The organism is Paratractidigestivibacter sp. (genome assembly GCF_963660155.1).
Taxonomy (GTDB): Bacteria; Actinomycetota; Coriobacteriia; order Coriobacteriales; family Atopobiaceae; genus Paratractidigestivibacter.
In genome coordinates this window covers 254,685-266,110 of record NZ_CAVKWG010000017.1, presented here as the reverse complement: position 1 = coordinate 266,110, position 11,426 = coordinate 254,685, and the positions used below count along the sequence as shown (strand labels likewise).

At 64.7% G+C, this 11,426-nt stretch carries 7 protein-coding genes and 1 tRNA gene; 6 read left to right on the top strand and 2 right to left on the bottom strand.

Annotated features, from left to right (window positions below):
- Positions 1-116: 116 nt before the first annotated feature.
- The 5 genes from U5709_RS03530 to bilR all read left to right on the top strand — a co-directional run bounded on the left by U5709_RS03530 (position 117) and on the right by bilR (position 5,879).
- Positions 117-203: transfer RNA gene (locus U5709_RS03530), tRNA-Leu, on the top strand.
- A gap of 66 nt (positions 204-269) precedes the next feature.
- Positions 270-1,613 carry a trigger factor gene (tig, locus tag U5709_RS03525; RefSeq protein WP_321970794.1) on the top strand — a complete coding sequence of 448 codons (1,344 nt, stop codon included), beginning with the start codon at positions 270-272 and terminating at the stop codon, positions 1,611-1,613.
- A gap of 93 nt (positions 1,614-1,706) precedes the next feature.
- On the top strand, positions 1,707-2,327 hold the full coding sequence (locus tag U5709_RS03520; RefSeq protein ID WP_321970793.1) for an ATP-dependent Clp protease proteolytic subunit: 621 nt from the start codon (positions 1,707-1,709) through the stop codon (positions 2,325-2,327).
- A 78-nt stretch (positions 2,328-2,405) separates the two neighbouring features.
- Positions 2,406-3,656, top strand: a complete 1,251-nt coding sequence (gene clpX / locus U5709_RS03515; RefSeq protein ID WP_321972819.1) for an ATP-dependent Clp protease ATP-binding subunit ClpX — start codon at positions 2,406-2,408, stop codon at positions 3,654-3,656.
- A gap of 207 nt (positions 3,657-3,863) precedes the next feature.
- Positions 3,864-5,879: a bilirubin reductase, long form gene (gene bilR, locus U5709_RS03510; protein ID WP_321972791.1), complete on the top strand. Its 2,016-nt coding sequence runs from the start codon at positions 3,864-3,866 to the stop codon at positions 5,877-5,879.
- 115 nt (positions 5,880-5,994) lie between these two features.
- On the opposite strand, the gene U5709_RS03505 is transcribed toward bilR, so the two are convergent.
- Together U5709_RS03505 and U5709_RS03500 are read right to left on the bottom strand one after the other, a co-directional pair.
- Positions 5,995-7,116, bottom strand: a complete 1,122-nt coding sequence (locus U5709_RS03505; protein ID WP_321970791.1) for a glycosyltransferase family 8 protein — start codon at positions 7,114-7,116, stop codon at positions 5,995-5,997.
- Positions 7,117-7,227: 111 nt separating this feature from the next.
- Positions 7,228-7,965 carry a TatD family hydrolase gene (locus U5709_RS03500; protein ID WP_321972790.1) on the bottom strand — a complete coding sequence of 246 codons (738 nt, stop codon included), beginning with the start codon at positions 7,963-7,965 and terminating at the stop codon, positions 7,228-7,230.
- Positions 7,966-8,061: 96 nt separating this feature from the next.
- Between U5709_RS03500 and U5709_RS03495 the strand changes: the two genes are divergently transcribed.
- On the top strand, positions 8,062-10,740 hold the full coding sequence (locus U5709_RS03495; RefSeq protein WP_321970789.1) for a valine--tRNA ligase: 2,679 nt from the start codon (positions 8,062-8,064) through the stop codon (positions 10,738-10,740).
- Positions 10,741-11,426: the final 686 nt, after the last annotated feature.

Genomic DNA, 11,426 nt, shown 5'->3' with positions numbered 1-11,426 from the left:
ACCCGAGCACTGAACCGATCATTCGAGAGTCGAGCCCGCCGTTGCCCCTGTGATTCTTCCATGTCATTTGGGCTATCCGTCCTTTTCTGGTATTATTTAAAGGCTGTGCGACCCATGCGGGCGTGGCGGAACTGGTAGACGCGCTGGATTTAGGTTCCAGTGGGGGAGACCTCGTGAAGGTTCGAGTCCTTTCGCCCGCACCATCGCGCACCCATACGCAATCGAATCGACGGGGAAGGCCCGCCGAAGCACGAGACACTGGAGGAACGTTGAACATCACCGTTACCGCTGAGCAGCCTAAGGACAACAAGGTCTGCGCCAAGGTCGTCGTCGACGCCAAGGACGTCAACGCCGCCATCAAGAAGACCTACAGGGACATCGCCGGCAAGTACAACTTCCAGGGCTTCCGTCGCGGCAAGGCCCCGCGCCCCGTCATCGATGCCATGATGGGCAAGGAGGGCGTCCTCGCCCAGGCCACTAACGAGCTGCTGAACGACCTCGAGCCTGCCGTGCTCGAGGAGCTCAGCATCACCCCGGTCGGCCGTCTCTCCTTCGGCGACGAGCCGGCGCTTCTCGTCGAGGGCTCCGAGTACGAGGCCAACGTCGAGGTCGGCGTCCGTCCGCAGGTGGAGCTCGAGTCCTACGACGCCCCCGAGGTCAACATGCCCCCTGAGGAGGCCACCGACGCCGAGGTGGAGTGGCAGGTCAAGCAGCTCCTCTCTTACCAGACCTCCTATGAGGATACCGACTCCGAGGCCCCCGCGGCCGAGGGCGACGTCGTCAACGTGACCATCGGGAACGTCGAGGGCGCTTCCCACCTCGCCGCCGAGAACCGCACCCTTTTCCTTAACGGCCAGCAGGTCCCCGCTGAGCTCCAGGCCGGCATCGAGGGCATGAAGAAGGGCGAGACCAAGGACGTCGAGTGGACCCAGAGCCACGAGCACGACGGCGAGACCCTCTCCCACGACTTCAAGGTCAAGGTCACCCTCAATGCCATCAAGCAGGCCGTGACCCCCGAGCTCACCGACGAGTTCGTCAAGAACTCCTTCGGCTACGACGACGCCGCCGCCTTCAAGGCCGCCGTCAAGGAGGAGATTGAGGCCGACAAGAAGCACACCCTGCCCGACCTCAAGGAGGACCGCGTCGTCGAGGCCATCGGCAAGCAGGTCAAGCTCGATGAGGTTCCCGAGGACTATAAGAACGAGATTTTCAACGAGCTTGCGCAGGAGTTCCTCGCTCAGCTCCAGCGCCAGAACGTGTCCCTCGACATGTATCTGCGCGCCCGAGGCGTGAAGTCCGATGACTTCATTGCCGATCTACACGAGCAGGCCGACGAGCGCGCTCGCCAGTCCCTCGCCCTCGACGCCGTTGCCGCCAAGCTTGGCCTGGAGGCCACCGACGAGGACGTGGACAACGAGTTCGCCCGCGCCGGCATCGAGGACGTCAAGTCCACCGTCGCCCAGTGGAAGAAGGAGGGGCGACTGCCCGCCATCCGCGACTCCATCAAGCGCACCAAGGCCCTCGACTGGCTGGTCGAGAACGCCAAGGTGACCGTCAAGGACGAGGTCGCCGAGCGTCTCGCCGAGGCCGAGAAGGCCGAGGACGCCGAGTAAGCGCCAAGCTAAGCGTCCCGTATCTATGCATTCTCACGCCCCGAGCGAGCAGATCAGCCCGCTCGGGGCGTCGTGTACGCGCAAGGAGAAACCATGCACAACCCCACGAACATCCCGCTGATCCCCTACGTCGTCGAGCAGACGCCACGCGGCGAGCGCAGCTTCGACATCTACTCTCGCCTGCTCAACGACCGCATCGTGTTCCTCGGCGAGGAGGTCACGCGCGACTCCGCGAACCTCGTCATCGCCCAGCTCCTCTTCCTCGAGAGCCAGGATCCCGATAAGGACATCTCGCTCTACATCAATTCGCCCGGAGGCGACGTGTACGCCGGTCTCGGCATCATCGACACGATGAACTTCATCAAGCCCGATGTCTCGACCATCTGTGTTGGCATGGCGGCCTCCATGGGCGCAGCCATCCTCGCATGCGGCGCCAAGGGCAAGCGCCTCTCGCTGCCGAACTCCATGGTGCTTATCCACCAGCCTAGCTCGGGCGTCTCCGGCCAGCAGACCGACATCCAGATCGTCGCCGACGAGACCCGCTGGATTCGCGAGAAGCTCAACCAGATGCTTGCCGACGCCACCGGTCAGCCCATCGAGCGCATCAACGCCGACACCGAGCGCGACAATTACATGCGCGCGGCCGAGGCCTGCGAGTACGGCCTCGTTGACCGCGTCATCGCGTCCCGCAACGACCCGGCGACCCAGGAGTAGTCGATGGCATCCAACAACGGAGGATATTACGGCGGCGGCTACGGCGGCTTCGAGTTCGGCGACGAGGGCACCGGCGAGATGTGCTGCTCCTTCTGCCACAAGACGCGCTCGCAGGTCAACAAGCTCATCGCTGGCCAGGACGGCGTGTGCATATGCGACGAGTGCGTCGAGATGTGCCGCGACATGATCGACGGCGGCGCCATGGGCGACCCCTTCGACTACGACGCGCCCGCCGCTGATGCGCTCGCGGGCGGCGAGCTGCCGACCCCGCACCGCATCTACGAGGAGCTCTCGCAGTACGTGATGGGCCAGGAGCAGGCCAAACGCGCCATGTCCGTGGCCGTGTACAACCACTATCGCCGCATTCTTTCCGGCAACGACGGCACCTCCGCCGACGGCGAGGATGTCGAGATCGCGAAGAGCAACATCTTGCTGCTCGGCCCCACGGGCACCGGCAAGACACTGCTCGCCCAGACCCTCGCGCGCTTCCTTGAGGTCCCGTTCGCCATCGCGGACGCCACGTCGCTCACCGAGTCCGGCTACGTCGGCGAGGATGTTGAGAACATCCTGCTCAAGCTGATCACCGCCGCCGACGGCGACGTCGCGCGCGCCGAGCGCGGCATCGTCTACGTCGACGAGGTGGACAAGATCGCCTGCAAGGCCGAGAACCTCTCCATCACCCGCGACGTCTCGGGCGAGGGTGTCCAGCAGTCGCTGCTCAAGATCCTCGAGGGCACGGTGGCGAGCGTCCCGCCCCAGGGCGGCCGTAAGCACCCGCAGCAGGAGCTCATCAAAATCGATACCACGAACATCTTGTTCATCTGCGGAGGCGCGTTCGTCGGCCTCGACAAGATCGTGGCCGACCGCATCGGCAAGAAGGGCATCGGCTTCAACTCCGAGCCCATCACCAAGGTGAACGAGGCCGACATCGACCTGCTCTCCGAGGTCATGCCCCAGGACCTGCACACCTTCGGCATGATCCCCGAGTTCATCGGCCGCCTGCCGGTGATTACCTCAACGAAGGCCTTGACCGTCGACGACCTCGTACGCATTCTCGTCGAGCCCAAGAACGCGCTCGTCAAGCAGTACAAGCGCATCTTCGAGCTTGAGGGTGTGGAGCTTGAGTTCGAGCAGGATGCCCTGGCCGAGGTCGCCGAGCAGGCCCTTGCCCGCAAGACGGGCGCCCGCGGCCTGCGAGCCATTTGCGAGGCGACGCTGCAGGATGCGATGTTCGACGTGCCCTCCGACCTCGACGTCACCAAGGTCGTCGTGACCAAGGAGTCCGTCGGCGGCGCTGAGTCTCCCCGCATAATTCGCAAGATGCACTAATTTTTCCGTCGCTTCGTATTTTTGATCTGAATCGCCCCTCATCCCCTGCGAGGAGATGAGGGGTTTGTTGCCATGTAGGCCTTTTCGAACCTTGTGTGCGGTCGAATGGCGAGAAGTTCCTCCGGTTTACCCCATGGCGCAAGTAGACTTTCGTCATGGGGGGAAATTCGAACGGCCGCGCTGCGGCCCCTAAAGGAGAGGATTCTCATGGCCAAACCCGCTAAGCTGCTTTTGGAGCCCATCAAGGTAGGCCCCATCGAACTCAAGAACCGCATCATGTTCCCGCCGCTGACCACCGGCTACGAGGAGCGCGACGGCTCCATAGGCCCCCGCAGTCTCGCGTTCTACGAGCGCCTGGCCAAAGGAGGCGTCGGCTACATCGTCATCGGCGACGTTGCCCCCGTCATGACCGCGAGCCCCACGCCAAGGCTCGCCTCCGACGAGCAGATACCGGCTTTCACCAAGCTCGCCGAGACCTTGCATGCCCACGGCGCCAAGGTTGCGCTGCAACTCTTCCACCCCGAGTACGACGTGCCCGGAGTCGGCCGCATGGTCATGCTCTCCGGCGCCGCCGCCCGTGCCGCCCAGGAGGCCAAGGCCGCAGGCGACATGGCGACCTTCGAGGCTAAGATGGCCGAGTCCAGCCGGATCCGCACCGATGCCTACGCCAAGCTCCACCACGACATGCAGCACTTCGTCTCCGAGGCCTCGGTCGAGCAGCTTCACCAGATTCGTGACGCCATCGCCGCGGCCGCGGGCCGCGCGAGCAAGGCTGGCATCGATGCTATCGAGGTCCACGGTGACCGGATCGTGGGGTCGCTGTGCTCGGTGGTTCTCAACCACCGCACCGATGAGTACGGCGGCTCCTTCGATAACCGCGTGCGCTACGCCCTCGAGGTCGTCGCTGCTATCAAGGCCGCGGCGCCAGATCTCATGCTCGAGTACAAGCTGCCCGTCGTCACGCGGAACGCGGACGGGATGTCGCGAGGCAAGGGTGGCCTTGCGCCTGACGAAGCCTGCGAGCTTGCGAAGCTCCTCGAGATCGCGGGCGTGGATATGATCCAGGTGGCCCAGGCCAACCACACCGGCAACATGGGGGACACCATCCCGCCCATGGGCACGGTGCCCTACAACTGGACGCTTCCCGTGGCTGAGCGCGTGAAGGCACTGGTCGGCATCCCGATCGCCACCGTGGGGCGCGTCGTCACCGTCGAGGCCGGGGAGAAGATCCTGGCCGAGGGCAAGGCCGACGTCATCGGCTACGGCCGCTCGCTTCTGACCGACCCCGACATTGCCCTCAAAGCCGCTTCTGGCGAGCCTATCCGCGAGTGCCTGAATTGCAACAAGGGCTGCGTGGACGCTATCCAGAACCGCCGTAATGTCTCCTGCGTCCTCAACGCCGAGAACGGCGACGAGGCCACGATGTCCGTGAAGCCCGGCGAGGGCCCCAAGAGGGTCGCCGTCGTGGGCGGCGGAATCGCGGGTCTGGAGGCTGCGCGCGTCTGCGCTCTGCGCGGGTACGACGTGACCGTTTACGAAGCCGCTGACAAGCTCGGCGGCCAGGTCAACCTCGCGGCGGCGCCTCCGCGCAAGTCCGAGATCCTGCGCGCCACCGAGTACTACGAGAAGGTCCTGCCGCGCCTCGGCGTCAAGGTCGAGCTCGGCCACAAGGCGGGGCTCGAGGAGGTCAACGCCGCAGATGCCGCCATCGTGGCCGTGGGCGCGCGCGATTTCTCGCTGCCTGTGCCGGGCGCTGACTCCGAGAAGGTCGTCTCCTCCTGGGATGTGCTGTCCGACGCCGCCAAGGTGTCCGGTAGGGTGGCCGTGATCGGCGGCGGCCTTGTGGGCACGGAGACCGCCGAGTATCTGCTTCGCGGGGGCTGCGAGGTCACCATCGTCGAGATGTTGGACAAAATCGCGGCAGGGGAGTCCTCCACCATCCTGCCGAGGATCATGGCCGAGTTTGCTGAGAAGGGCGTCGAGGAGCACGTCAACACCAAGCTCGTCGCAATCACCGACGAGGGCGTCGAGGCAACCTGCGGCGACGATGCCGTGAGGATCCCATGCGACCACGTTGTCATGGCCGTGGGTTCCAAGGCCGTGCCGTTCGACGTCGATGGCGCGAAGGTCCCCGTGACGCTCGTGGGCGACTGCTCCGGCGAGCGTACTGCCGACATCGCGAGCGCCATCCGCACGGCATACGAGGCGGCGAACGCGCTGTAGCGGCGGCGACCAACGAACAGCGACCGGGCTCCGAGGTCATTTCCTCGGAGCCCGGTTGTTTTGCGGCTTATGCTGTCTCGGCGCTTCTCGGTGAAGACTCCTAAAGGCTTCTGGTCTACAGGTTGTGCCCGCCAAGCGCCCCGTAGCCCTTGATGATGACCCTGCGGCGCTTCGTGCCGCCGGGACAGGTCTTGTCGAAAGCGGGCATGATGCCCTTGTACAGCACGATGACCTGCAAACGCTTGGCCAGACCCTTGGCAGTTGCCCGCGAATCCTCGAGCTGCGCGCGGATCTCCTCGAGGTAAGGGGAGCGCTTGGCGTAGCTCCAGAACAGGTCGGCGCCGTCGGCGTCGGGGTAGAGCCAGGGGCGGTTGTCGGGACCGGCGAAGTGAACGATCTTCGGGTCATTGCGAGCGGCCTCGTACTCGTCGCGCACATCGGCGGGCGCGTTCGCGATGATGTGCGTGCGGCGCAGGTGCTGCCAATCCATGAGGTAGTTCCAGTTCATGGGGATTCGTGCATACTCGCCATTGACCACCTTGTTCAGGACGTCCTGGTCGAGCCAGCGCCACATGCGCTCGGTGCTGATGCGCAGAAACTCTTCCGGGGTGATGGTACGGCGCAGCTCAGCGAGGTTCATGAGCAGGACGCCCGCCTGGAAGTAGTCGTGGGGGTCGTCCATGCCGAGCTCGTCGTGCAGATACGGCCCAACGGTCTCGTCGTAGCCGTCGATCTGGCCGATGGTGTCGGCGTCGCGGGTCGCGCCGATCTTGTAGCCCTCCACGTCGTAGTCATAGAGCTCGGCTATGTCGGCATTGACGATGAGGTCGGAGTCGAGATAGATAGCCTTGTCTACGTTGGGGAGCAGCTGAGGGGCGAGGAGGCGGAAGTACGTCTCGGGGCGGAAATGCCCGTGATGGGGGAGCTTGATGTCGCCGAGGGCGGCGTCGACGTCGAGAAAACCGATGCCGACGTTTACGCCCTTGGTCTGGCGCGAGAGGGTGATCATGCTCGTCGGCGAGAGGTCGCGCGTGAGGACGATGATGTCGTAGCGGCGGTCGCTGCTCGCGTTGTCTACGATAGACTGCGTGGCGACCGAGAGATAAGGCACGAAGTTCTCGCTGCACGCGAAGACGACGACCACGTCCTCGAGGGGCAGGTCGAGCTCCGCCGACGACGTGGCGAGCATGGTGTGCGAGAGCGGCGCGCAGGCCGTCTGCGCCTTGCGGGCAGGCATTCTGAGGTGCTTGATCAACTGGCCGAACCTTTGCTTTCTGGCTGTTATACAAACCTTGACTTTACCACCAGCGGGTACCTTGGAAGCCGGGTTTGCCTGAAGCCCCACAAGCTAACAGATGAGCTCGCGTGAGTTGGCCAGGACAAGGGCTCTGACCTCCTCGGTGTCGACGCCGCGTGCGGCGGCGATTCCGGCGACGGCGCGCTGCACGGAGGCGAGGTGCGCGGCGGCGTCGACGCAGGTGCCCGGCTCTTTTGGCAGGTCCGTCTCGGTAAGAAGGCGGCCCGCCGGGATCTGCCGGGCGTACTCGCGGCCTCGGCGGGTAGCGAGGCTCCTCTCGCCGAGGGAGAACCTGCAACCGGCACGCACGGCGCGGCTGAGCTCGTCGGAGGCACCGGAGAACCAGTGGAAGACGCAGCTGCAGCGCCCGGAGGCGCCCGTGGCCTCGAGGATGTCCAGCACCTTGTGGCCTGCGCCCACGCTGTGGATGGAGAGGACGGCGCCCGGCTGGGCGGCCTCGCACATGGCCGTGAAGGCGCGGGTCTGCGCCTCGGCCGTCTGCGCGTGCTTCTTTCCGAGGTCGAGGCCGATCTCGCCGACAAAGCGGGAGCTCTCGGCGGCGGCGACGGCGGCCTCGAGGTCGGCGCCGTCCGCCCACCAGGGGTGCAGCCCCGCGGCGAGGGCCCAGGCGCCGTCCGCGTCGGGCGCAGGACAGTTTGCCAGGTTCTCGGCGTCTACGGTGCAGCAGATGCCGCCGAGGCCCAAGCTGGCAGCGTCGGTCATGGCGGACGCGGGGTCGGCGTACCAGCTCATGTGGACATGTGCGTCGAAGTAGCGCAAGGCCTCCATGCTGCGCATCCTTTCCATGCGGGCCGTGGTATTCTCATAGGTTGTTATACCTGCATTCAAAGATGTTTGCCACAGCGCAACGCGAGGAGATACACCGTGGAAGAGATGCCCAAGACCTACGACCCGCAAACCCAGGAGCCCGAGCTCATCCAGAAGTGGATCGACGCCGGCTGCTACCAGCGCAACAAGGGCGTGGGCGACTGCACCGTCGTCATCCCGCCGCCCAACGTCACCGGCATCCTGCACATGGGCCACGCCATGGACGACTCCATCCAGGACACCTTCATCCGCTACAACCGCATGCGCGGCCGCTCCACCCGTTGGATCCTGGGCACCGACCACGCCGGCATCGCCACCCAGACCAAGGTTGACAAGAAGCTCAAGAGCGAGGGCATCTCTCGCCTCGAGATCGGCCGCGAGAAGTTCCTGGACGCCTGCTGGGACTGGACCCACGAGTACGGCGGCACCATCGTCAGCCAGATCAAGCGCATGGGCTGCTCCGTTGACTTCAACGACGAGAAGTTCACCATGAGCCCCGAGTTCAGCCGCGCCGTGCGCCGCGTCTTCTGCGACTGGTACCACGAGGGGCTGATCTATCGCGGCAAGCGCATCGTCAACTGGTGCCCCAACTGCTGCACCGCCATCTCTGACGACGAGGCCGAGTACCACGACGAGAAGGGCCACCTGTGGTTCCTCCGCTACCCGCTGGTGGAGCCGGTGGACGGCGTGGAGTACGTGACCGTTGCCACCACGCGCCCGGAGACCATGCTCGGAGACACCGGCATCGCCGTTTCCCCCTCCGATCCCGAGAAGGCCAAGCTCGTGGGCGCGCACGTCATGCTACCCATCGTCAACCGCGAGATCCCTATCTTCTCCGACTGGCACGTCGACGCCAACTTCGGCACGGGCTTCGTCAAGGTGACCCCGGCCCACGACCCCAACGACTACGCCATGGGCCAGACCCACGACCTGCCGCAGATCAACGTCTTCGACGAGCACGCCGTCGTCGTCGAGGGCTACGGCGAGTTCACCGGCATGGACCGCGACCAGGCCCGCGAGGCCATCGTGGCCTGGTTTGAGGGGCACGGCCTTCTCGACCACATCGAGGAGCTCGACCACTCCGTCATGCACTGCTACCGCTGCGACTCCGCGCTCGAGCCTTGGCTCTCTGAGCAGTGGTTCGTCGCCGTGGACAAGCTTAAACAGCGTGCTACCCAGGTGGTCCGCGACGGGCAGATCAAGTTCCACCCGGCCCGCTGGACCGATACCTACCTCACCTGGATGGACAACCTCAAGGACTGGTGCATTTCTCGCCAGCTGTGGTGGGGCCACCGCATCCCGGTCTTCCACTGCGACGAGTGCGGGTGGGAGGACGCCCTCATGGAGGACGTGGACACCTGTCCCAAGTGCGGCCACCACGTGCACCAGGAGGAGGACGTCCTGGACACCTGGTTCAGCTCCCAGCTGTGGACCTTCGCCACGCAGGGCTGGCCTGACGACACCTCGGAGTTGGCCGAGCACCACCCCACGAAGGTCCTGGTCACCGCCCGCGACATCATCGCCCTGTGGGTTGCCCGCATGATCATGAGCTCGCTGTACTGCACCGACGAGATCCCCTTCGAGGACGTCTACATCTACGCCACCATCCTTGCCAAGGACGGCAGCCGCATGTCCAAGTCCAAGGGCAACGGCGTTGACCCCATGGAGCTCATGGACAAGTACGGCGCCGACGCCATGCGCTACAACCTGCTGACGCTCATCACCAACAACCAAGACGTCAAGTTCGATGCCAACATCGACAAGAAGACCAAGAAGCTCATCGACAGCCCGCGCACCGAGCAGGCCCGCAGCTTTGTGACCAAGATCTGGAACGCCAGCCGCTTCGTCCAGATGAACCTGGACGGCTACGTGCCCGGCGCGCCCGTGGCAAAGACCGCCGAGGACGCCTGGATGCTCAGCCGCCTTGCCCGCACCGTGGCCGAGGCCACCGAGCAACTGGAGACCTACAACTTCGGCGACTACGCCCGTAACATCCAGAGCTTCTTCTGGGGCGACGTCTGTGACTGGTACATCGAGCTGTGCAAGGGCCGCCTGCTTGACGGCACGGCAGACGAGAAGCTCCAGGTTCAGCGCAACCTCGTCTACGTGCTTGACGTCTCCATGCGCCTGCTGCACCCCGTGATGCCGTTTGTGACCGAGAGTGTCTGGGACGCGCTGCCGGCCTCCGGCCTTGACGCCCACGACGCGCAGTTCCTGATGGTCGCCAAGTGGCCCGAGCCCGAAGATCTCGCCGGCTTTGTCAACGAGGCTGCCGAGGGCGACTTCGAGCTTGCCAAGCGCGTCATCTCTTGCGTGCGCTCCACCCGCGCCCGGTATCGCCTCTCGCCCAAGGCCGAGCTTGCCGTGGCCGTGCGCTGCGATAACAATGACGAGAAGGCTCTATATGGTCTCTCTTCGTTTATTCGGTCGGTTGGTGTCTTGACCTCTATTACCGTTAACTGCCCCAAGCCTATTGGATCTACTACCATTATTGATGGTGGGCTTGAAGTCAGCATCGAGCTTTCTGGCGTGATAGATATCTCTGCAGAAGTTTCCCGCCTCAAGAAGGAGCTCGCGAAGGCAGAGAAGGAGCTTGCCGGCGTCGAGCGGACCCTTGGCAACGATGGGTTCGTCGCCAAGGCGGCGCCTGCGGTCATCGAGAAGAAGCGCTCCCAGCAAGTAGAGCTCACCGCCACGATCGCGCAGCTCAAGGCTCAGATCGCGGACTTCAGCTAGGCTCAACTGGAAGGGCGCTCCCTCGTGGGGTTTTCTTCTGCCCAGCCCTCGGCACTAAGAGCGCACTTGCTAAGGTCGCCCAGGGAAAGCCCGCGAGGGGGTGCCTGCGGGCTTCTCGCCGCAGAAGCGAGGCCGGTGGGACGTCAAAGCCGCACGCCGCCTCGAGGCGGTTTCCACAATAACGTACCGAGACGGAGCCGGGGGCGATCGCGCCCGCACCTCGAAGAACCTGTTGTCCTGCTGCGCGCTGTCGGGGCAAGCTGCGCCCCGATGTCGTCTACGGCGGTTTGGCCCCCGGCCCGGCGCATACCCGCATGCGGCGGGCTGAGCGCACAACCCGCTATGCTGCCAATCCTTCCAGACGAATCGTTTGCCTCGAGGCGCGCGGTGGGGGAGGCTGACATGGTCGAGGTTTCGCAGGGTTTCTTGGGCGAAGGCAAGGAGTTCGGTGAGGAGGCTTTTTTCAGCGCGTATTTCGAGCTGTTGGAGCGCGTCTCGAGCACCGCGAACCTTGCAAACGAGGCTGAGGCTCGGGTAAACAGGCCGATCTTGGGATCATTGCCCCTGAGGCGAGCTGGGTCGCGGGCGCAGACGCCGGCCGCCGAGGCGGCGCTGACGAGCATGGGTTTCCCCTCCCGAAGTCGTAGGAGGGCGAGTGTTTCTCGGTGCTCGACTACCAGACGGGC

Coding starts and splice junctions, on each gene's coding strand:
- clpX (WP_321972819.1), top strand. CDS start 2,406: ATGTGCTGCTCCTTCTGCCACAAGACGCGCTCGCAGGTCAACAAGCTC.
- bilR (WP_321972791.1), top strand. CDS start 3,864: ATGGCCAAACCCGCTAAGCTGCTTTTGGAGCCCATCAAGGTAGGCCCC.
- U5709_RS03505 (WP_321970791.1), bottom strand. CDS start 7,116: ATGCCTGCCCGCAAGGCGCAGACGGCCTGCGCGCCGCTCTCGCACACC.
- U5709_RS03520 (WP_321970793.1), top strand. CDS start 1,707: ATGCACAACCCCACGAACATCCCGCTGATCCCCTACGTCGTCGAGCAG.
- U5709_RS03500 (WP_321972790.1), bottom strand. CDS start 7,965: ATGGAGGCCTTGCGCTACTTCGACGCACATGTCCACATGAGCTGGTAC.